Origin of the sequence: Brevibacillus migulae, from assembly GCF_004521915.1 — a bacterium.
Taxonomy (GTDB): domain Bacteria; phylum Bacillota; class Bacilli; order Brevibacillales; family Brevibacillaceae; genus Brevibacillus_F; species Brevibacillus_F migulae.
Window position 1 is genome coordinate 34,331 of sequence record NZ_SDKD01000022.1, and the last position, 20,522, is coordinate 54,852.

General features: G+C 44.8%; 20 protein-coding genes and 2 pseudogenes. 7 read left to right on the forward strand and 15 right to left on the reverse strand.

The window, feature by feature from the left end; translation table 11 throughout:
• Positions 1 to 23: 23 nt before the first annotated feature.
• Entirely contained in the window at positions 24 to 581 is a 558-nt protein-coding gene (locus tag EIZ37_RS20875; protein ID WP_134686711.1) for a helix-turn-helix domain-containing protein, read from the reverse strand.
• A gap of 208 nt (positions 582 to 789) precedes the next feature.
• Here EIZ37_RS20875 and EIZ37_RS20880 point away from each other — a divergent pair, with 208 nt between their 5' ends.
• Entirely contained in the window at positions 790 to 2,307 is a 1,518-nt protein-coding gene (locus tag EIZ37_RS20880; RefSeq protein ID WP_205683865.1) for an L-lactate permease, read from the forward strand.
• A 237-nt stretch (positions 2,308 to 2,544) separates the two neighbouring features.
• Here EIZ37_RS20880 and EIZ37_RS20885 read toward each other — a convergent pair.
• The 5 genes and pseudogenes from EIZ37_RS20885 to EIZ37_RS20905 form a co-directional block, all read right to left on the reverse strand.
• Positions 2,545 to 2,895 (reverse strand): annotated as a pseudogene (locus EIZ37_RS20885) (DinB family protein); the annotation flags it as partial.
• On the reverse strand, positions 2,896 to 3,708 hold the full coding sequence (locus tag EIZ37_RS20890) for an HAD family hydrolase (protein WP_235828140.1): 813 nt from the start codon (positions 3,706 to 3,708) through the stop codon (positions 2,896 to 2,898).
• A gap of 145 nt (positions 3,709 to 3,853) precedes the next feature.
• Positions 3,854 to 5,062, reverse strand: coding sequence for an MFS transporter (locus EIZ37_RS20895; protein WP_134686712.1), 1,209 nt, complete (start codon positions 5,060 to 5,062; stop codon positions 3,854 to 3,856).
• A 23-nt stretch (positions 5,063 to 5,085) separates the two neighbouring features.
• Positions 5,086 to 6,111 carry an ROK family transcriptional regulator gene (locus EIZ37_RS20900; RefSeq protein ID WP_205683866.1) on the reverse strand — a complete coding sequence of 342 codons (1,026 nt, stop codon included), beginning with the start codon at positions 6,109 to 6,111 and terminating at the stop codon, positions 5,086 to 5,088.
• A 317-nt stretch (positions 6,112 to 6,428) separates the two neighbouring features.
• Positions 6,429 to 7,148: a TetR/AcrR family transcriptional regulator C-terminal domain-containing protein gene (locus EIZ37_RS20905; RefSeq protein WP_167569066.1), complete on the reverse strand. Its 720-nt coding sequence runs from the start codon at positions 7,146 to 7,148 to the stop codon at positions 6,429 to 6,431.
• Between the two features lie 101 nt (positions 7,149 to 7,249).
• Here EIZ37_RS20905 and EIZ37_RS20910 point away from each other — a divergent pair, with 101 nt between their 5' ends.
• Both EIZ37_RS20910 and EIZ37_RS20915 read left to right on the forward strand, forming a co-directional pair.
• A complete protein-coding gene (locus EIZ37_RS20910; protein WP_235828144.1) occupies positions 7,250 to 8,044 on the forward strand; it encodes an N-acyl homoserine lactonase family protein in 795 nt (264 codons plus the stop codon).
• A 42-nt stretch (positions 8,045 to 8,086) separates the two neighbouring features.
• Entirely contained in the window at positions 8,087 to 8,455 is a 369-nt protein-coding gene (locus EIZ37_RS20915) for a VOC family protein (protein WP_134686716.1), read from the forward strand.
• A 166-nt stretch (positions 8,456 to 8,621) separates the two neighbouring features.
• On the opposite strand, the gene EIZ37_RS20920 is transcribed toward EIZ37_RS20915, so the two are convergent.
• The 5 genes and pseudogenes from EIZ37_RS20920 to EIZ37_RS20930 form a co-directional block, all read right to left on the reverse strand.
• On the reverse strand, positions 8,622 to 9,674 hold the full coding sequence (locus EIZ37_RS20920; RefSeq protein ID WP_167569068.1) for a DUF1835 domain-containing protein: 1,053 nt from the start codon (positions 9,672 to 9,674) through the stop codon (positions 8,622 to 8,624).
• A gap of 119 nt (positions 9,675 to 9,793) precedes the next feature.
• Complete coding sequence (locus EIZ37_RS26650) at positions 9,794 to 10,018, reverse strand: tyrosine-type recombinase/integrase (RefSeq protein ID WP_328591371.1); 225 nt, start codon at positions 10,016 to 10,018, stop codon at positions 9,794 to 9,796.
• 23 nt (positions 10,019 to 10,041) lie between these two features.
• On the reverse strand, positions 10,042 to 10,323 hold the full coding sequence (locus EIZ37_RS26655) for a tyrosine-type recombinase/integrase (protein ID WP_328591372.1): 282 nt from the start codon (positions 10,321 to 10,323) through the stop codon (positions 10,042 to 10,044).
• A gap of 105 nt (positions 10,324 to 10,428) precedes the next feature.
• A pseudogene (locus tag EIZ37_RS26660) lies at positions 10,429 to 10,524 on the reverse strand (integrase); the annotation flags it as partial.
• Between the two features lie 641 nt (positions 10,525 to 11,165).
• Entirely contained in the window at positions 11,166 to 11,555 is a 390-nt protein-coding gene (locus tag EIZ37_RS20930) for a MerR family transcriptional regulator (RefSeq protein ID WP_134686718.1), read from the reverse strand.
• Positions 11,556 to 11,659: 104 nt separating this feature from the next.
• Between EIZ37_RS20930 and EIZ37_RS20935 the strand changes: the two genes are divergently transcribed.
• A complete protein-coding gene (locus EIZ37_RS20935; RefSeq protein ID WP_134686719.1) occupies positions 11,660 to 12,544 on the forward strand; it encodes an SDR family oxidoreductase in 885 nt (294 codons plus the stop codon).
• A gap of 690 nt (positions 12,545 to 13,234) precedes the next feature.
• Here the strand turns inward: EIZ37_RS20935 and EIZ37_RS20945 are convergent.
• A complete protein-coding gene (locus tag EIZ37_RS20945) occupies positions 13,235 to 13,684 on the reverse strand; it encodes a MerR family transcriptional regulator (protein ID WP_134686721.1) in 450 nt (149 codons plus the stop codon).
• 171 nt (positions 13,685 to 13,855) lie between these two features.
• Here EIZ37_RS20945 and EIZ37_RS20950 point away from each other — a divergent pair, with 171 nt between their 5' ends.
• The gene (locus EIZ37_RS20950) at positions 13,856 to 14,707 is read left to right on the forward strand and encodes an aldo/keto reductase (protein WP_134686722.1); all 852 of its coding nucleotides are present in this window, start codon (positions 13,856 to 13,858) and stop codon (positions 14,705 to 14,707) included.
• Positions 14,708 to 15,143: 436 nt separating this feature from the next.
• On the opposite strand, the gene EIZ37_RS20955 is transcribed toward EIZ37_RS20950, so the two are convergent.
• Positions 15,144 to 16,055 carry a DMT family transporter gene (locus EIZ37_RS20955; protein WP_134686723.1) on the reverse strand — a complete coding sequence of 304 codons (912 nt, stop codon included), beginning with the start codon at positions 16,053 to 16,055 and terminating at the stop codon, positions 15,144 to 15,146.
• A gap of 160 nt (positions 16,056 to 16,215) precedes the next feature.
• Between EIZ37_RS20955 and EIZ37_RS20960 the strand changes: the two genes are divergently transcribed.
• Positions 16,216 to 17,580, forward strand: coding sequence for an aminotransferase-like domain-containing protein (locus EIZ37_RS20960; protein WP_134686724.1), 1,365 nt, complete (start codon positions 16,216 to 16,218; stop codon positions 17,578 to 17,580).
• A gap of 319 nt (positions 17,581 to 17,899) precedes the next feature.
• Here EIZ37_RS20960 and EIZ37_RS20965 read toward each other — a convergent pair whose 3' ends face one another.
• Positions 17,900 to 19,006, reverse strand: a complete 1,107-nt coding sequence (locus tag EIZ37_RS20965; protein ID WP_134686725.1) for a DUF4179 domain-containing protein — start codon at positions 19,004 to 19,006, stop codon at positions 17,900 to 17,902.
• A 12-nt stretch (positions 19,007 to 19,018) separates the two neighbouring features.
• Complete coding sequence (locus EIZ37_RS20970) at positions 19,019 to 19,567, reverse strand: sigma-70 family RNA polymerase sigma factor (RefSeq protein WP_134686726.1); 549 nt, start codon at positions 19,565 to 19,567, stop codon at positions 19,019 to 19,021.
• Between the two features lie 354 nt (positions 19,568 to 19,921).
• Here EIZ37_RS20970 and EIZ37_RS20975 point away from each other — a divergent pair, with 354 nt between their 5' ends.
• Positions 19,922 to 20,353: a VOC family protein gene (locus EIZ37_RS20975; RefSeq protein ID WP_134686747.1), complete on the forward strand. Its 432-nt coding sequence runs from the start codon at positions 19,922 to 19,924 to the stop codon at positions 20,351 to 20,353.
• The last annotated feature ends 169 nt before the right edge of the window (positions 20,354 to 20,522 follow it).

The window sequence follows — 20,522 nt, forward strand, 5'->3', positions numbered from 1 at the left end:
CAGTCGGTCTTTTTCATTCACACTCATTTTTCTCCGTACGAATCAATCACCAAATAATACTGGCAATCGTTTTGTCCCGTGTTGATGAAGCGGTGCTGCACATCCGCCTCAAAGTAGAGGGAATCGCCCTGCTCTAGATCCACGACAAAATGTCCATTGCCCAATTCAACGCGAAGCTTTCCTTGTGCGACCATGATGTACTCTTTTACCCCCGGTTTATGCGAAGGGAACATACCCGACTCTTTGCCCGTCGGCACGATGTTCAGTACAAACTCAATCCCCTTTGACGGAAACGACGGCGAGAGCAAATGCCGCTCAAAGCCTGACTTCTCATCCCGATACACCATCCGCTCGCCTCTGCGAATGACAATCACCTCTCGACGCTCCTGCTCTCCCAACAACCGAGACAGGGTCAAGTCTAATGCTTCTGCAATCTGACAGGCCACCTGCAATGTCGGATTTTTTTCCTCTCGTTCGATTAACGACAACATCGAAGGACTTACACCGCTGCGGTCAGAGAGCTCCTGGAGAGTAAAGCCTTTCTCTTTTCTAGCTTGCTTTACATTCTTTCCAAAGCTCATGATGCTCGCGCCCCTCTCCTTTTTTCTTTGACTAAAGGAAAAATAATCTTGACGAGTCAAGTTTACATTTACTATGATAAACGATAATTTCCTATAGTAAAATCCTTTATTACTTGCCAATGACCCAATTGTTCATAAAAACGGAAGGGCTTGGTCACCTGTCGCTTCTTACGTGTATGTACTATAGGAAAAAATGGAGGGGGATTCTATGCTGAAACTTTTGCTCTCGGCTTCGCCCATCGTCATTATATTGCTTATGCTGTTTGTATGGAAACAGTCTGCATGGAGAGCTGGGCTTGCCGGGTACGCCGCAGCCATCTTGCTGTCCTTGCTAGCTCCTGCATTTGACACCACGCTTGCGGAACTGCTCCATCCCGCGGTAAAAGGGGCGCTGACAACCTCACTTGTCGCCTACGTCCTGCTGTTTGGCATTCTCCTGTTTCACCTGATGAAAGAAACGAGCGTCATCGATACCATCGCTTCCTACATCTCTCAATCGACGCGAGACCCAATCCGTCAGGTGCTGATCCTGGCATTTGGCTTGTCCCCTCTGGTAGAATCATCGAGCGGATTCGGCATTGCCATGGTGGTCACTGCTCCCATCCTGATTACACTCGGTTTTGACCGATTCAAAGCCGTATTGATTTCACTCGTCAGCTTAAGCGCCGTTCCCTGGGGATCGCTCGCACTGGGCACGATCATCGGGGCAAATCTGGGGAATATTCCCGTCCATCAACTCGGTACGGGTAGTGCTGTCCTATCGCTTCCGACCTTCCTCTACTTTGCCTTTATCGCGGTGCTCATAGCGGGTGGCTGGAGCGGTGTGAAGCGCAGAGGCTGGGAAACGCTCGCGGTGAGCGGCGCATTTGCCTTATCCGTTTTGTTGTGTAACGTCTACCTGAGTGTAGAGTTGGCCGGTGTTTTTGGATCGCTTGTGGCTATATCGGTTGAGCTTCTGTTTATTCGTTATGCAGCTGATTCCGGCAGCATACCAGCCAACAAGGCCACCTCGGAAGTCTCCGTGACGACGGCCGCAGCGCACAATCAAATGGGCATCCTGAAGACGTTCAGCCCGTATCTGCTCCTGATCTTGCTGCTGCTTTTATCGCGAGTGTTTACACCGTTGTCTCTTTTTTTGCAGACTCATTTCGTCATTACCCTCCCTCCCTACCAATTTGCATTACCCTTGCTTCACTCTCCCGGCTTCTTCCTTTTTCTGGTCTGCCTGTTCACCGCTATCATGTTTCGGGCTGACAGCCGTATCTGGCAGAAAAGCATTCTAGCTACTTGGAAACAGGGGGTACCGGTCATTGGCTCGACATTGTTCTTCGTAGGCATGTCTGAGATCATGGCTACGTCCACGATGACGCAGACGCTTGCACAAGCGGCAGCAGCCTCTTTTGGAACTGCATTTTTGGTGATCTCCCCTGTGATCGGCGGGTTGGGCGGATTTTTGACAGGAAGCAACACCGGTTCCAACGCCATGTTCATCAAATTGCAGGTGCAGACCGCACAACAGCTGGGAATGATCCCGGAGGTATTTGCCTACGGACAGAATACCGCTTCCTCCCATGCCATCATGGCCTGCCCTTCTCGTGTCCTTCTCGGTGCCTCCGTGGTGAACGTGATGGATCGCGAACACGAATTGCTGAGAAAAGTCACGCTGGTCATGCTGGGAACGATCGGTTTGGTCATTCTCGGTGTTGTACGGATGTATCTTTTCTAGCAATAAACCAACAGCTCTTGCCGCCTATCAAGAACTTTATTTTCCGGTCCGTCCTTTTCTTTTTCTTCCAAAACCATTTGTCCATGAACACGTGAAAAAAGCCAGTCAACACAAGAAAATAAGCGTTGAACTGGCTTTTTGTTTCATTCACGACAGCCGATCATTTTGGTCGACAGCCAACGTGTCATGCTTGAGCTGCTCAATCTCCGTTTTTGTAATCACAACTAGCTTGTAGGGTTATACCCGATACTCCCGATACGCCTGCTTTACCCTCTCGATCTGGGCGAGGTGGTCACGTACATGGAGGACGCGCAATTCAACCAGTTCTTTGAGCGTGTACCGCACACCATCGGGATATTGCCCGACCCGCTCAAACTGCTGGGGCGTCAGATTTTCCAGAAGTGGCAGCATGCTGGCCCGCAGCATTTGGAACAGGAGCAGATGCTGCTCACGGTCCAACCGTTCATATCCCAACTTATCCGTCCAGGCTTCCTGATCAAAAGATAGCAGAAGGGGTTCTTCCTCCGCCAAGACTTTTCTCAACCGATGTGTCGACAGGATTTCATCATCCGTCACATGGATCATAACCTATTGATGGCTGTTTACCTGTAAGGATAGCATTTGCATGATTGTTTTCATTACAGCATCTTCGTCATTGGAACGGGTAATAAAATTCGCGACATCTTTTAATTCTTGAACTGCATTTCGGACAGCAAAACTATAGGTAGCGCGAGTCATAAGTTCTAAATCATTATAACCATCTCCGAATGCCATCGTTTCTTCAGGCGTCACATTCAATAATCGCTGCAAGTGTTCAACGGTAGTGCCCTTATGGACATTGGCATTCGCGATATCGATCCATGCAGCTTCCGAAGCAACAATATAAGCTGACTCAAAAAACGGCTTTAATTTGTCTCTGGTTTCCATACACCTTAATAAAGGGTCGTGAATCGTAATTTTAACAAAATCATCTGTTATTTCATGAAAATTAGAGATTTGTCTTATTTGCGCATAGGACTTTCTGACAATAGCTGCTTCCTCGTCAGGAATGTCATCTTTGATGACCGCACCATTTCTTGTACACGCGATAATGGTATGTTCTGAGCTAATTTCTTCGAGTACGCGGATGATCTCCAGCCCTAATGTATTGCTTAGCAGAGATTCATATACAAAGTTTCCGTTATGCTTGATACGAGTTGCACTATCCCCTAAAATCCATAAATCATCTGCATCCTCACCCAATAACTCTTCTACACGTTCACATTGCTTGCCGGTAACTGGAGCGAAAACTACCCCTTTTTCTCTCATCATCTTTCTTACATCCTTGTAGAGCTCCCTGTTAAAATCACCGCTGCTATTCAAGAACGTTCCGTCCATATCAGTTAGCACTAATTTAATCATAGGATTCCCTCCCGTATTCGCTCATTTTATTGCATCAGAACTCAAGATCATTCTTGCAAGAAAGCCTGTCGTAAAGAAGCCGCCAGTCCGTTTCTATTGCAGCTATTGGTGTACATATTAACGTGCGTTTCCCGTTTGTTCGATGCTAACCCCTGGCAGAAAATTCGTTCCGCTTGTCTAGGAGAACGTTCAACCGCTCCGAAAATAACAGCATAGCTCCAGCCAATACCACAATATATAACGGGAAGATGCCGATGGTCGAGAACCCTGCCAGCAGACCGAGAAGCGGCGGCATCAAGGCGCTTCCCGTATAAGCAACTGCCATCTGATACCCCATAATCTTTTGTGCTCGTTCTTTCCCGAATCGTACAGGCGTCTCATGCAGCATGCATGGATAGATCGGTGCAAGCCCCAGTCCCATGATCAGCAATCCGGCCAAAGCGAAACCAGTCGGGAGCGGCAGCAGCAGGAGCAACGCTCCCGCAAATGCAGTGATCTGGCCTCCTCGGATCAGAATCCGATTGCTCAACTTGAATGTGACGAATCCGGTGATCAACCTTCCGATGGTGATTCCCGCAAAGTAAATGGAAACCCACTGCGCGGCATCGTAAGCAGTCAGTCCTCTGTCCTTCAACAAATAACTGCTGCCCCACAAGCCCACCGTCATCTCGACCCCGCAGTAGAACAAAAACGATGCCAATGCATACTTGACACCTGTCACATGCTGAGGTTTGTACGTCCCCTCGTATGCAAGTGACGTTTCCGTCTCCGATGGCTCCACCCCCAGACCAGCGCCTCGCTGCTCTGCTCTTGACCTCCATAACGGGAGGGTTACCATTAATAAGATCACCAACGCGATCTGAATGCCGGCCACGGTCAAATAGCCGTCTCGCCAGGAAACATTCCCCGATAAGAACGGGGCCATAATCATCGGACCAGCCGTAGCGCCAACGCCCCAGAAACAATGCAGCCAACTCATGTGATGGGCTTTGTACCGTGCCGCGACGTAGTCGTTCAGCCCTGCATCAACAGCACCTCCGCCGAGTCCCAGTGGGATTGCGCAGACGATCAGCCATACGATAGATGGTGCGTATGAAAATCCCACCAGCGAGCTGGCCGTCATGATACAGCTTGCGAGCGTCACAACCCCCGTGCCGAACCGACGCACAACTGCCCCGCTAAATAAACTGGACACGATCGTACCGACCGTAATGGTCATCGACAACACCCCGGCCATCCCGAGTCGCGCTTCCAGATCCGTACCAATTACTGGCCATGCCGCACCAAGCAAGGAATCCGGTAGCCCAAGACTGATAAAAGCCAAATAAATAATAATGAGCAAAATCGTCCCCATACATGCAGCTCCTATCCTCAAAATCAATCGTCTGCAGCAATAATCAGATTCAGTCCCAGCCTCTTCAAACCGTGCAAATAGTCTTCTCTCCAATCGCTCGCCGTAAGTTTTGGAAGATGTTCCTTTACCATATAGGAAGCGCTTCTTGCTGCGATGGCATCCAGAAGATCATCACTTACTTCATCGCGGCAAAAGATGACGGCATGCGGGTTCAGAATCGCTGAAAACGTGGCGACCAGCCGGCTCACCGCATCGACCCCGACGGACTCGTGCATGACGATAAGCTTTCCTCCAGCGTCCGTAATCGCTTGTTGGAAGTTTCGGCCGTCATAAAGGGGAACGAAAGAGACTTCACCCGAGAATGACGTCTTTCCCCGCACTAAATGGCCGTTGACCAATAGACCCGCCCCCGGCCCGTTCTGACCGAAATACAGATAGATCAGCGATAGATTCTCGCGGGTGTCCAACTTGTCGTAATAACCCAATACCGCCGCATTCATGTCGTTCTCCACGACGACAGGCAGTGAAAACTGGTTTTCACAAAAACTTTTCAGGTCAAAATTCTGAAACTTCTCATATCCAGGAATGTGGATGATTCGCCCTTCGTTGACTGATCCAGGTACACCGAAAGCCAACGAACTGATTCGAGGATGCCGTTCGATCAAAGCCTCGACATGCTGCGCCAGTGTCGCAATATCGTCCAGCAGAAAACCGCAAGTACTCCCTTTTTCCCTCACTTCGCCTAGAGCGTTATAGATCGTGTATTGCGTTTCCGTTTTCTCGAGAAACAGTGCGGCGACCAGCTTATAATCAGGGTTGTAAGCGTAACGCTGTGCTCTTCTTCCCCCACTTGATTCATCTAGACCGACGGTAAGCAGCTCGCCTGCCTTCTCCATCTGGGTGATAAACTTGCTGATTGTCGGAAAACTGATTCCCAGCTTTTCGCTTAACTCGACCTTTGTTGCACTTCCAGATGCCAACAGCATCGTCCGAATGCCTCTAAGAACCGCTTTCTTCATTTCTTTCGGTGTTGATATCTTTTCACTCACAGAAACATCACCCCGGTTGCAGAATCTTATTAAACGCATTTAATAAGTGTATTTTTATCGTACCAGAGTTCCAATGCAATGGGAAGCTCCTCTGCACAGGCTTCAGCTCCCGAACTCGAAAATTAACCTCAAATTATCGGTTCGCGCTGCGGGTAGTTTGTGGACGTAGTTTTTGGGTTTTGAACGCCCCTGTCTGTTCCTTCAATGAAAAACGGCAACCGATTGTTGTGGCCGGTTGCCGTCATGTCCTTATTGAGCTTTCGATCCCCGTTAATCCAATCTTACCTGTATAAAAAACGGTTCGGTTCTCCAAATGTCTAAGTTTCCTTATTTCCTCGCAGGAGTATGGCTGAAAAACCATCAATTAATACACTTAATCCAAAATGAAATTCTTTCTCCCAATCGCTTTTGGTGGTATGGGAAGCTAAGCGAATCATATTCGGAAATCGTTCTTCCGGTAGTTGACGATAAAATTGGTCATACTGTTCGCCCAATTCCTCGAATGTAGAATGACGGTTCCGTGCAATGATCTGCAGTTGAGCCTCTTCGGCTGCAAAGCCTTGCACGTAATTTTTCAGCATGGAGGCGATCCACGGAACGTGGGGGTCTGAAAAACCCGCTGAAACCAGTAAATGATATAGTTTTTCGATTTGGGTTAGCCGTTCGTAGCCCATGGCAATCGTTTGATGAAACAACTCTACTGCATCTCGATGGGAAAGAAGAACCTTTCTGAACTCCCCCGCCCATTGATAAATCTGTTCTTGCCAAGAAAGGGACTTATCCGGCCAAACCATTTCTCGACTGATACGGTCTGAAAGCAGCTGCATCAACTCTTCTTTATCTTTGACATGGTAGTATAGGGACGCAGTTTTTACCTGTAATTTGTCCGCTATTTTCCTCATACTTAACTCTTTCAAGCCAATCTCGTCCAATAACTGTAGGGCGGTTTCCAGGATTCGATTGCGGTCAAGCGGAATATGTATAGTTCCTTCATCGGTTACATTGTTTAGTAATGGGGTAGTACGACGTCTTGCCAAAGCATTCACCTCTTTCACTTGACAAGTATACCACGTTTTTGTATTCTAACACCATTAGATTATTCTAACGCCATTAGATTGGGAGGTGACGCACCTTGAATGTGTTCGCAAAATTGCATATTTTACACTGCGGCCAAGTAAAGGTCGATCAGCGCTTAGCTTTTAAAACGGCTGAACTAATGGATGTTCCACTTGTAGGATCAAGATCGGAACAAGATCAGCTCCTGCTCCCCGTTTCTTGCTATTTGATTGAACATCCAAAGGGAGCCATTCTCATTGATGCTGGTTGGAGCGAAGCAGTACGTTCTGATCCAGAAACGGCCATAGGATCTTATGCTTATCAGATCTGCCACCCTCATCTGCCCCCAGGACAATCCATTCGGGAACAATTGGAAGCAAGAAACATACCGGTTCAGCAGCTCAGATATGTTTTGATAAGTCACATGGATGTCGATCATATCAGCGGCCTTCATCATCTTGAAGGAGCACAGTCTTTCATCGTTAGCGAGCCAGAATGGAATGGGGCAAAAGCCCATCAAAAGGCCAAGTGCCAAGGGGTTGCCATCCATCCCTTTTCTCTTGATCCCATTCCATTCGGTCCCCTACAACTGGGGAAAGATTTGTACGGCGACGGAAGCATTTACTTCATCCTTACTCCCGGTCATACGGATGGATTGATCTCTGTACTTGTACGCGTTCAGGATGGTTGGGTGCTGCTCGTCTCCGATGCCGGCTATTCCGAGATATCGTGGAATGAAATGGTTCTGCCTGGATATACAAGCGATGACGAAATGGCTTTTCAGTCTTTGCAATGGATCCGTGAATTTTCTCACAGAGAGGATTGCATCGCGGTTATCGCTAATCACGATCCGCTCGTCAAAGCAGCCAGCTTTTGAGTTTTACACGAAAATACTACTTAACTGAGAGGAGATCATCAAATGAAACTTAACCATTTGAATTTATGTGTTAATGATCTGTCAGAGGCAATTTCATTTTTTCAAAATCTTTTCGACTTTCAACTTTCCGATCAAAAAGGAGACTTCATTGCCGCGATGACTGACGGCCATGGATTTAGCCTAGTCCTTAGTAAATTAAAGTCCGACCAAAACGAAGCCGCTCCTTACCCAAAAGACTTCCATCTAGGGTTCTATGTCGAAACGATGACAGAAGTCGACCAGTTCTATAAGAAACTTGCGACAATCGGCATCGCAACGGAACATGAACCTAGAATGATGAGAGGCGGTTACACCCTGTATTTCACAGCTCTGGGCGGAATTCTTTTTGAGGTAACCTGCTATAACCTCTAAAAAAAAGCTCAGAATGAAGTCTAGACCGCGTCACGCAATGCCCAGTGCTCCCTAGGAGCTGTGCATCGAACCTTGCCGCGAGTGTCTCAACAATTTTTTATTATGCAGACGGCAGCCGGTTACTAGCGACTGCCTTTGTGTTTGAGTTGTTGGGCTAACGAACCCGTTAGCTTAATCTACGGGTGCCCAGTTTAACAGAAAATTGATGCAAAGCCCCCGGTAGTCCTCTAAACAATAAAATTCCTTGGTTAACTAAGATCCAAATTCTATAGGAAATAAATGAATCCCCTATGAGTTGCTGCGATGTATCCAACACCCTAGCGACTACACTCCCGGCCTTGATAAACCCATTCACATCTTGTTCTTGCTCCAGGTCAATGACTGACCTTATTATAACCTCGTCTAGTACACTTTCATCACTGCCTCTAACAGTACCTTCTTCCCACAGACGGAGCACATGATTTTCTCCCGCAAGTTTTAGCCATTCTGATTCATACCTTCTTCTTTGGATAGGATCAAGAGGGACACCTTCATAATATTTTTTTACGATTGCTTGAAAATGCTTTGGATCGATTAAACCGATAGCATAGGGAATAACTCCTTCTTTGTTTTGAAACCCATTATTATTAAAGAGCTTCGTCACATTGACAACATTAACCGGCTGTTTTCGTTCTCTCAACAAATGCAACACGAAGCGTAAGCCAGTTTGATCATGTGCGTTATCCGCGCACCAAATGACGATGGTTTTGTTTTCGGGGATGTTTTTTACTGCGTTTACCATATTGGCAAGCTGATGCTCTTGGTTCGAATGTTGACCATATCTGAAATCCCCATCGTATTCCATCAACCAAAAGAACCTTTTCTGCTGTCCATTTGTTGTATCTAAGTTAGATATTGGTCCTACTGAAAACAACTCATTGAATGCTAAGACTTGGCATAGCTTCCGTTTGCCGATCTTACTGAGAGTTACTTTTAACGAACCTGCATCAGAGAGACTGAAAACCAGATGGACATATTGTTGGAGTTCATACGTTTGTAATTGATAGTTGCGAACTGCATCTATATGGCTTTGAAGTATGTTAGCGATTCCTTCTGCTAACTTTTTTTCTTCAATGCTACCGTCCTTACAATAGCGATCTACTGTATTCAATAACTTGTAAAAGAACATCCGCAAGTCCTTTTCACCGAATTGATGTAGGGTTTCGTAGAAATTCTCCATGGATATCCTCCTAACGGAACCATATCCATCATAATACCACATATTGGAATATACTGCCCAATAGTTGAATAGCGGCGGATCGCTAATAGAGAATCCACCGCTTACACCCACTAAAAAAATCAGCGATAAAGTTCTCTCCGTCGCTCTCCTCGAAGCTGAGCATAGATTTGTGTGGTTGACGCTTTTTCATGCCCCAACATACCCTGGATAAAATCTAACGGTGCCCCATTATCTAGAAGTTTGCATGCATAGGTATGACGAAATCGATGGGGGTACACATTTACCTCGATTTCACCACGATCTGCTAGCCGTTTTAATGCCCACCTGAGCGTCGGAATGGCCATTCGCTTAACTGGTTTTGTATCAGTTACAAATAGTGCTTTACCTCACGATTGTCTAAATACTTCTTCAACCATACTTTACACTCCGTGGTGAAGTAAACTTCTCTCTGCTTTGAACCCTTCCCATTTACAATAGCAGAACAGTTCTCCCATTTCAGATCCTCAATGTTTATTTTCTCGACCTCCCCGATACGGCAGCCAGTGCTGTAGAGAAATTCAAGCAGCGCTCTTTCCCTTAGTGTCTGACATGATATCTTCAGATGGATTACATCCTCCTCCATCAAGAACTTAGGAATTTGCTTCTCCATTCTAGGCTCACGTAGTTTAAGGGAAGGGTTGGAGGGTAAATAGGTTTCTTTATATGCAAAACGAAATAGAGACCGCACAAAACGGATACGGTGACCTAGGCTGCTTGGCTTCAAGCGATCTGACTGCTTAGCTAGGTATTCTTTAAGGACACTCAGGGTTATTTCAGATATATCTATATCCCCGAGATGTGAAACCAGCATCTTTAGCTGCAAGCCATAAGCCTTTAATGTATTTGGACTAAAACCTTAGATTCGCTTATCCGCTTCATATTGGTGCCAAAGTTCACTTAAATTCATAATAAAACCTCCTAATTAGAGCAATTAATTCTCGTTTGCTTCTAATAGAAGGTTTTAGACTGATTGATTCAAATAGTGTTCTCCGTTAGTGCAACAAGCAGTGATTACCAACCAAGTAGACCGAACATTATTTGTTCTTCTAATAGTTTCTTTTCCCCTTATTTCGGACTGCGCATTAACGTTCGCATAATGGAATTGACGTGGATCTCTTTTATTTAAATGTTTCGCTACAGTCTGATGAATTTCATGAAGTCTCCTCAATTCATTTTCTCTATATTGGGATTCATATGCTCGCGCGAAAAGCAATCTCATATCAATAGGAACATCGGTATGGATTTTTGCAAACTCGTTTTCGCGGTAGTTTGGATAACTTTGAATGAGTTCACCAATAGCAAGGGTTTTACCAATGAATTCTAAATAATAGTAGAAGGGCGAATCCCCTTTTAACCCACTCTCAAGGGACTCGGTATAAGTTATATGTGATGTATAATTAGCGACTAAATTTTGCTCAACGGAGATCTTAACACGTTATGATCGCTGTTTTATTATCTGTCCTCTTGTAGTTTATCTGAGTCCTCTAGATTTTTGAAAAAATTGATTTTAAGATCGATTTTCTTCAGCGTCTTTTCAAGTTCCTTCATTTGATCAATAACTTTCCCGCGATAAGCTTCCATAAATTCTCGTCGTGCTGTTGTTGTAGAGACCTCACTATTATGCAAGGCGATAAACTGCTGCATCTCCCGTATGGGCATCCCCATCGCTCGAAAGTAACTTAAAACTTGAAACCATGCGATATCGGACTCTGAATAAAGACGATATCCATTTTCGTCCCGTTCTATACCGTCAACTAACCCAATTTGCTCATAGTATCGCAATGTGTGAATGCTTAATCCCGTCTTTTCAGAAACTTGTTTGCTCGAAAATTTGTTTTCCATATTTTTATTATAGCATTGATTCGAACTATATTGCTATTGAGTGCACTCTATACTTTATCATTGCAAATGTTAGTAATGATTTTCATTTTAGGGAGGAATTCATTATGCGTGTTTTTGTTACCGGAGCAACTGGATTCATCGGATCTGCGGTTGTTCGCGATCTCATCGAGGCAGGTCATCAGGTTATCGGGCTTGCCCGCTCGGACACAGCCGCCGCAGCCTTGATGGCCGCCGGCACCGACGTGCACCGCGGCGCCCTCGACGACCTCGACGTCCTACGCAGCGGCGCCCTAACAGCGGACGGCGTCATTCACCTGGCCTTCATTCACGACTTCTCGGACTTTGCGGCCGCGGCCGAGACAGACAGACAGGCGATCGAGGCGATCGGATCAGCGCTCGAGGGCTCCGACAAACCATTCGTGGTCACCTCGGGGACGCTCATGCTTACGCCTGGACGCCTCGGGACGGAAGATGACGAGCCGATCCCGGTTACGCCGCGTCGCTCCGAGGAGGCGGCGATCGCGCTAGCTAAGCGCGGGGTGCGATCATCGGTCGTCCGACTCGCACCGTCAGTGCACGGTCCAGGCGATCATGGCTTCGTCCCAACGTTGATCGGCATTGCTCGCGACAAGGGCGTCTCTGCCTACATCGGAGACGGGTCCAACCGCTGGCCGGCCGTGCATCGCCTCGATGCGGCACGCCTGTTCCGGCTGGCGGTGGAAGCCGCCCCGGCGGGGGCACGGTTGCACGGGGTCGGTGATGAGGGTGTGCCATTCCGCGACATTGCCGGCGTCATCGGTCGCCGCCTGAACCTGCCGGTCGTAAGCATTTCCCGCGAAGAGGCAGACGCCCACTTCGGCTGGCTTTCCTTCGCCGCGTCGGCCGACAATCCGACGTCGAGCGCACTGACTCAGGAACGCCTGGGATGGTGGCCGGTGCAGCCCTCGCTGATCCCGGACCTCGAAGAAGGACACTACTTCAACGGCTGAACCGCCAAAAAAATGTGACACAGGACGATTTCCTGGTAATTGCCGGGGAATCGTCTTAACCGTATTCAAGTAAAATTACCAAATTGTTATTTAGTCCTAATTAAATTGTAAGGGTCAAGATCTTTATCTTCAGCCACGTTAAACTGCACGTTAGTTGATAAAAGACCGCCTGCATTTACACCGGTATCCTTTTTTGCGTTTACTACACTATCGATCTCCATTACCTCAATCATCACTACTGAATACTAATTACATCACCATTCAAATTCAGCATTTCTCATAGTTCTATCTCATCTTGATCTGAGCATCCAATTACGATGTCATAATGGTCCTTATCTTTCCTGATTTCCGTTATACCGCTAGTCAATTGTAGGGAATTATTCAGGAATACATGAATTTCCATTCCCTTACTTAATCGTCCCTCCAAGAGAATACCTTTGATGATAAAAGCTTTATCCCTCCTCAACGTTTGAGTAACTTGGAACTCTGCCATATCCCACCTCAATCTACTTCAAAGAAACTGAGTGCGAAGTTGCTGGGCATGCCGGCAGCTTCCCCTTGGGTTGATTGATGAAACTATCGATCCCGTTTGTTCTATCAAGACTGTTGTGAATCTTGTTCATTGCCAAGCCAATCAGAAATTTTAAACCGAGTATTTTCTTCAGAACGGTTGTGTCTCACGTAAATCTCTCACGCCTTCTGAACAGAGGGCGTGTAAAATACGTCACTATGCATATGCTTGATTTTGTCCCAGTTGCCAGGATTGGTCGTGTCTAAAGTGCCGTGCTCCAGAATGGCCTGATATAGAGCGGTTTTTTGTTCCAAATGCGCAACGTGCTGTTTGGCTTCCTCGAGCTTAACGAGCGCGTCTTCTTTGTGCTCCATCATGAGTGCGTATCGTTGCGGAATGGTCGAATCTCCTTCAAGACAGAGATCTACGTACTTTTTGATCACTTCAATCGGCATCCCGGATCGCTTGAGGCATTTGATGCCATGCAACCAGTTGATCGATTCTTCGTCAAACATCCGAATATTGTTTTGATTACGCTGTACGCTTGGCACCAGACCTTTATCCGTGTAAAAGCGTACGGCATGCTCGGTGAGTCCCGTTATTAGGGCGGCTTCTTTGACCGTATGCATGTGAAATCCTCCTAGGAAAAAAATTTGAAAACAGTTTGACTTCGTGTTACACGAAGGTTTTAAGCTAAGTGTAACTCAATATGAGTCGCAAGTGGAATCCCCGCTGCAGTGCCCGATTCAGGGGATAAGCGCCGTTTGCTGTTATACATTTGAACAATGGGAGGAATTACAATGCAAACTGTAACATTGAACAACGGTGTGAAAATGCCAATCATCGGCTTCGGTGTCTACCAAATTCCCGATGCTGATGAATGTGAGAACGCGGTATATGACGCACTGATGGCCGGTTACCGCCTGATCGATACCGCCGCCGGTTATCTGAACGAAGAAGCGGTCGGTCGCGCGATCAAGCGCAGCGGCATACCGCGTGAGGAACTGTTCATCACGACCAAGCTCTGGGTTCAGGATGCCGGCTACGAGAGTGCCAAGCTGGCGTTTGCCAAATCCTTGAAGAAGCTGCAGCTCGACTATCTCGATCTATACCTGATTCACCAGCCGTTCGGCGATTACTACGGCGCTTGGCGTGCGATGGAAGACCTGTACCGCGAAGGCAAGATCAGGGCGATCGGTGTCAGCAACTTCCTGCCCGACCGTCTGATGGACCTCATCGTGCATAACGAAATCGTGCCCGCCGTCAACCAGATCGAAACGCACCCGTTCTACCAGCAAATCGAGAGCGCCGCTTTTATGAAAGAGCAAGGAGTGCAGCATCAGTCATGGGCGCCGTTCGCTGAAGGACGTAACAACTTGTTCGGGAACGAAGTGCTGGCCTCGATCGCAGAAAAACACAACAAGTCCGTCGCCCAGGTCGTGTTGCGCTGGCTTGTTCAGCGAAAAGTCGTTGCTATACCAAAATCGGTGCGCAAAGAGCGGATCATCGAAAACTTCGATATTTTCGATTTTGAGTTGAGCGCGGACGACATCCAACAAATTTCCACTCTCGATACGCGGGAAAGTCTTTTCTTATCGTACCGCGATCCGGAAGTCGCCAAGATGATGGGCAACTGGAAAGTCGAACTGTAAACCTTGATTAAACCGTAAACTCATCATGCGTTTATCTTCATCTATTAAGAAAGGACAAGGCGATCCCCTGTCCTTTCTTTACTTGAATTGTAAATTCTAAAACTGCTGCTCTCGTACCATGTATTGAATGAAACCGTTACCGCTTTAATGAGTGCCATGTTTACGGTAAGAACGTAAATGTTACAGTGATTTCCTATATTTTCAGGGCGTTAGAGCCGAAGGAAATCACTCATACTTGAATAAACCATGAAGGTAAGCCGCTGTAGTAATCCACAAACCATTCGCAGTTTTTCTTTAGAAATGTTCAATCTGATACGTTCAAACTTACTATTTGTCACTACGTATCAATGTGGGGAGGTCAGCGCATGCCTTTGAATGAAATCAAATGGGACTCCTTTATCTAGTTTTCTATTCACTCATTCTTTCTTTCCCTCATTTATCTCAAATCCATCTTTTCTATTTGTTCCGCCGGTGTCTCCTTTTTCAATATCGGAGCATTTTTACCAACGATTACCGAAACAACCACAATGATCGCTGTTATGATTGTTACAATCGTTATTGATTCATCTAAAAAGATAGTGGCAAATACAATCATTAAAAATGGTTGTATATATTGAAGTTGGCTAACCCTCGCAACTCCTCCTAGAGCCATACCACCATACCAAGCAACATATGCCAAAAACTGACTTACAATGGCTAAATAGAGCAAACCGATCCAAGCTTGAATAGGTGCATGTAACATTTCAACAGAAAAATTCATACCTACTGGAATGACGAAAAATGGTGCTCCTATCACAATCGCCCATGCGATTACTTGCCAACTTCCGATTTCTTTTGACAGTTTGCCCCCTTCGGCATAACTGAAGCCTAAAATAATTACTGCAGCCAAGAGTGCTAAATCCGCAAATTGAAGTTTTCCAAAACCTAAATGCATTGCATACAAAATGACTGCTCCTGCCCCAATTACACTTGAAATCCAAAATTTTAATGAAGGTCTCTCCCCCGCTCTTATTATCGCAATCCCTGCTGTTGCTAATGGTAATAATGCTACTTCAACCGCTCCATGTGAGACTGGCAGTGTTTCCATTGCCCATGAAGTAAGCAGTGGAAACGCTAGGACAGCTCCCATTGTGACAATTAGGATACTTTTCAATTGAGGTCGAGTCGGGATTTTCTCCTTTCGAACAATAAGGATCATACCAACTAAAATCGCTGCAATCACTGTTCTTCCTAACCCAACAACCGTAGTACCAAAATATTCAACAGAAATACTGGTAAATGGTAAAGTTAGGCTAAAGCAGATGACTCCCACTAAGCCTAACAATAATCCTAATTTTTCCTTTTCCATTCGTTTTCCTCCCCAACCATTTTCTTATTTCATCTGTCTTAAGAAAATCAAATCCAGTGACAGTTTTGTTATAATTCAGATCATACTGGATACAGAAAACGAAAAGAAATCTCTATTTTCTAAATCTGTCATGGTACAGTTTAAGGAGGTTGTCATTTATTTGAGTTCAAAATACGTAAAAATCGTAGAAGAAATTAAGAATCAACTCACAAATGGGACTCTAGTTGCCGGTAGTAAACTCCCTTCTGTTCGACAACTATCTGAAACGTTTGGCTGTAGTAAGAATACGGTTATTAAGGCTTACAGTGAGTTAGAAAAAGAACACTTGGTATATGCTAAACCTCAAAGCGGCTATTATATCGTAAATGAATGTAGAATCTCTGCTCATGATCCTGCTATGATTGATTTTTTATCTGCAGGACCAGATAACAATTTAATACCTTATATTGAATTTCAACATTGCTTAAATCAAGCAATTGAAAAGTATAAGAAAGATATTTTCACCTATTCAGATCAACAAGGTTTTCACTCATTACGTTCAGAAATCGTGAAAAACCTTCAAAATTCACAAGTATTCACCGAGCCCGATCGTGTAGTAATCGTTTCCGGTTCACAACAAGCTATCCATTTACTGACAGCACTGCCTTTTCCGAACGGCAAAAAAAATATTCTCATAGAACAACCAACCTATTTTGGCATGATCGAATCTCTCCACATACATCAAACTACAACCTTTGGAATTGAATTATCGATGAATGGAATCAATTTCGACCGCCTCGAATATATTTTTAAAAATAATGATATAAAGTTTTTCTATATCATTCCAAGATTCCATAATCCTCTGGGACATTCTTATACAAATCATGAGAAGAAAAAAATAGTAGAGTTAGCAAACAAATATGATGTTTATATTGTTGAAGATGACTTTTTGGGTGAATTAGACCGGGATAAAAAATCCGATCCGTTATTCTCTTTTGATACATCTGGAAGAGTAATTTATATTAAAAGTTTTTCAAAAGTATTTCTTCCAGGGCTACGGATTGCTGGAGTGGTATTGCCAGCCATTATGATTAAAAACTTCTTACGTTATAAATTTAGTGCAGATTTTACCAGTTCCGTCCTTTCACAAGGCGCATTAGATATCTATTTAAAAAGTGGTATGTATAATCGTCATTTAAAAAAAATAAAAGAAGTTTATTTTACTAAGATGCAATTACTCAAGCGTTGTTGTGAAGAATTACTTCCCCAAGGCACACATTACACGAAACCTGATAGCGGATTTTATCTTTCCATATATTTGCCTGAAAAAGTATCCGCAAAAAAACTTGCTCTTTTATTATCTGAACAACGAATTCACATTGATGATACAAATAGAATGTTCTTATCCGAATATAAGAAAGACAATCTCATTCGTTTATGTATTTCTCAAGTACATGACCATCAAATACAATTTGGCGTAGAAAAGATAGCCCAAACCATTGCCTTATTGGAAAATAAAAAACACTATCATACCTCCCTCATTTGATAAAATTTCAAAACAGCACCAATCCATAACATGGCTGGTGCTGCTTTAGTTCCCCTAAATAACCGTGCTTACTAATGATACGGTTCACCGTAATGTATCAAAACAAAGTACAGTTTGGGCACAAAGTATTCATCAGTATATAAATGCAAAACCACTCCTGACACAATGGAGTGGTTCTTTGCAAGTAGGCAACTATTCTATTGTTCGTCTTACATTCGCATAAGATTGCTTCAGTACATCAAAGGTACGAACCATCATCACGTTGCCTTCTTTCTTCCTAATAAAAGAGTGTCGGTCCCCTAACCGCTCAATGAAATTCTTACTTTACATCAATCGTGATTTCATCCATCGAGAAGGTGCGATTCTTTATCGATTGTTTCGATTCGATAATTGTCTCATTGCCTTTCTCATCAAAGGAAACCCCGCCTGAGTTGGCAGAACAATATATGGTCGGGATCACTACGAGTTTCGTCGCTCTCTCATCCAGCTTTTTGAAGGTCATACTCCAATTCATAAGCCCCGTAGAAGTATCTCCTTGTCCTCCGTTTTGTCTGCCTTCATAAATATTCCCCACATCATCCCTTACCTCAAAATCAACGGTAACGTCCACCAGATGATTCCGGTATGCTTCCGGCACCAGTTGGGAATACATCATCACGAATGACATTGGCGTTTTCTGGATTTTATCAATCTTGATGGTGAAACCGTCTTTCTCCACGGACTGATTCACGATGATCTCTTTTCGCTTTACTGCATCCAGTTGGAAGGCAAAGGACCATTTACCCTTGATCTCTTCCTTGTTGCTCGTATCGATGAGGCGGATACTATCAAACGTGATCATGCATTTGACCCGATCCATTTCTCCATCGATGCTGTAGTCTGCTTGTCCGATATAGCTGCCTTCTGCAATTTTTTCAACATGATTGCTACCTGTAAGACCGCCTGTATAGCCTTGTATATTCAAAGGGGGCATACTGATTAAGGGTTTTTCGCCCAAATCACGCTTTGATGTAATTTCATAGGTAAAGGAAACCGTCTTCCCATCAAAAATGGCATCCTGAATCTTGAATTGAATCCCGTTGCTTTCTTTTGCCATATTGATGTCGTTCGCATTTTCTTTGTATAAATCATATACACCGGTGCGACCATTATCCAAAAATCGGAAAATGTCACCGATTACCGGTATAGATGCAGCATACGCCGGATTGCTGATGCCGATATACGCCGTGCTCCCGATGGCGGCACCAATGATTGCAGCCGCGATGATTCGCTTGGCTTTCCCGCCCTTATTTTTTCTTATATTTTTTATCAAGCGTTTTTTCGCTCTCGTTATTTCTACCTCGGTGACTTCCACTTCATTTTCAATCTCGCTTATTTCCATATCGTCAGTCTCAACCTCATTCAATAGCCTGTAAATATCTTTCACGCAGTTTTCCTCCTATCTATATATTGTCGCCTGTTCGGTCAACTTTTTCTTTCCGCGAAACACTCGGTTGTCTACCGCCGTTCTGGTCAGCCCTAATTGCCGAGCAATGTCATCTGATTTGATTCCCAAAAAATACTTCATGGCGAAAATCTTCCGGTCAAGCGGTGGCAAGGTATGGATGTATGCCAAAAGCTCCCGTTTGTCCTCATTTAACAAAACTTGGTCCTCTGTTGATCGCTCCTGCACGAGAACGTTTTCTTCCAAAGTAACCTCTTCACGTCTCTTTAGCCTGCGGTAGTAGTCGATCGCTTGGTATTTGGCGATTTTGTATACCCATCTCTTAAAGTCGTCTGTATTTCCTTCGAATTGGCCAGCGTGGTTCCAAATAGCGAGAAACACATCATTGATGCATTCTTCCACTTCTTCCCTTCTCTCTAACGGGCCTAGTACCTTATACACCGTCCCTTTCACCAAGCCGAAATACTTGTCTACGATAAATGTCAGCGCATCCTCTTGCCGCCTCAGCAACCTCTCTATGTAATTTCGTTCATTACTCCTCATTTCTTGAATTCCTCCTACATGATCCGAAAATGCCTTTCACAATAAACAACGAATGAAAATAGACTTTCTCTCGTTGTATAAAAAATTTTTTATTCAAACCTACGGGTGCTGTCGACGACTCGGCGAAGTCAATGTTTCCAGAGGAACTGTCTGGCGTATTGCTGAGCCTAGCTCATTGGGATAATTTGTATTACAAATGAAGGCCAATCAATTCCATAGGTGTACAGCGATTCCTTTGTAGTCAGGCATTCCGACATTTAGCTAAGGCATTTTTATAACTATGACAACAGTTGTCACCAATACTAATTACAATAAAAACGAAAAGATAATATGACGTATTGGAGATGGTCAATGATGAAATTGCAGCTCACCCCTTTTATCATGCTGGATGGAAACGCCGATGAGGCAATCCGATTTTATGAGCAAGCATTGAATGCAACTGTTGTTTTCAAGCAGACGTTTGGCGATGCACCAGAAGATCCCGAACACCCGCTCCCGGCCGATGCCAAGAATCGTATTGCTCATTCTGTATTAAAAATTGGCGATTCGGAGCTGTTCGTAGCCGATTTGGATCCAGGGAAACCTCACAATAAAGGTAATCTTGTCAACATTTGTATTACGACAGAGGATGCGAAACATTCGAGACAATTATTTGACTCGTTGCGGGAAGGCGGTCAGGTGAACATGCCGCTTCAAGAAATTTACTTCAGTCCCGCCTACGGCGTTGTGACAGACAAGTTTGGTGCCGTATTTCAAATTTTCACCAAGAAAAACAGAAACCGCTAACGATAAGTAGGGGTCGAATAGGTTTTGCGATCGAGCAAATTACTATTTTGAATAACTACATGTAAATCGCGTATGTGCTTAGAAATCTAATTGGAAATTTAAAAAAGGTATTCAGGAAAAATAATACATTCCTGAATACCTCTTCTTATTCAACTATCGATTTCAGTTA